The 1,579-nt window shown below is 65.2% G+C and carries 1 protein-coding gene; it reads left to right on the plus strand.

The features are described from left to right. On the plus strand, positions 1-1,575 hold a 1,575-nt coding region (locus AC5XE7_RS20790), incomplete at its 5' end, for a formate--tetrahydrofolate ligase (protein ID WP_495917965.1). Positions 1,576-1,579 lie beyond the last annotated feature (4 nt).

Here is a 1,579-nt window from a genome sequence, read left to right on the forward strand (position 1 = left end):
TACGGGCACGACAAGGCGAAGGTCTCGGCTTCGTTCATCAAGTCGGTGCAGGGCAAGGAGAACGGCCGGCTGATCCTGGTGACGGCGATCAACCCGACGCCGGCCGGCGAAGGCAAGACCACGACCACGGTGGGTCTGGGCGACGGGCTCAACCGCATCGGCAAGAAGGCGGTGGTGTGCATCCGCGAGGCATCGCTGGGTCCGAACTTCGGCATGAAAGGCGGGGCCGCCGGCGGCGGCTATGCGCAGGTCGTGCCGATGGACGACATGAACCTGCACTTCACCGGCGACTTCCACGCCATCACCTCGGCCCACAACCTTCTGTCGGCGCTGATCGACAACCACATCTACTGGGGCAACGAGCTTGCCATCGACACCCGCCGCGTCGCCTGGCGGCGCGTCATGGACATGAACGACCGGGCGCTGCGCCAGATCGTGGTGTCGCTGGGGGGCGTGGCCAACGGCTATCCGCGCGAGGCCGGCTTCGACATCACCGTGGCTTCGGAAGTCATGGCCATCCTGTGCCTGGCGCGCGACCTGAAGGATCTGGAACAGCGGCTGGGCGACATCATCATCGCCTACCGCCGCGACAAGACCCCGGTCTTCGCCCGTGACCTCAAGGCGCACCGGCCGATGGCGGTGCTGCTCAAGGATGCGATCCAGCCCAATCTGGTGCAGACGCTGGAGAACAACCCCGCCTTCGTGCATGGCGGCCCCTTCGCCAACATCGCCCATGGCTGCAACTCGGTGATGGCGACCTCCACCGCACTGAAGCTCGCCGACTATGTGGTGACGGAGGCAGGCTTCGGCGCCGATCTCGGTGCGGAGAAGTTCTTCGACATCAAGTGCCGCAAGGCCGGCCTGAAACCGGCGGCCGCCGTGATCGTGGCCACGGTGCGGGCACTGAAGATGAATGGCGGGGTGAAGAAGGAAGACCTCGGCGCGGAGAATGTCGAGGCGGTGAAGAAGGGCTGCGCCAATCTCGGCCGCCACATCGAGAATGTGAAGCAGTTCGGGGTGCCGGCGGTGGTGGGCATCAACCATTTCCATTCCGACACCGAGGCCGAGATCCAGGCGGTGAAGGATTATGTCGCCTCGATGGGCGAGGAGGCGATCCTGTGCCGGCACTGGGCACAGGGCTCGGCCGGCATCGAGGAGCTGGCGCACAAGGTGGTTCAGCTTGCCGAATCGGGCGCGGCGCAGTTCGCCCCGCTCTATCCCGACGAGCTTGGCCTGTTCGACAAGATCGACACCATCGTCAAACGCATCTATCGCGGCTCGGAGGCGACCGCCGACAAGAGCGTGCGCGATCAGCTGAAGCAGTGGGAGGCGCAGGGCTACGGCCATCTGCCGGTGTGCATGGCCAAGACGCAGTATTCGTTCTCGACCGATCCGAACCTGCGCGGGGCGCCGACGGGCCACAGCGTTCCGGTGCGTGAAGTTCGCCTCTCGGCCGGCGCGGGCTTCGTCGTGGCCATCTGCGGCGAGATCATGACCATGCCCGGCCTCCCCTCAAAGCCATCATCCGAGAACATCTATCTCAACGACAATGGCGATATCGAAGGGCTCAGCTGAGAGC

Source organism: Aquamicrobium sp. YD-1-mutant5 (assembly GCF_059509755.1).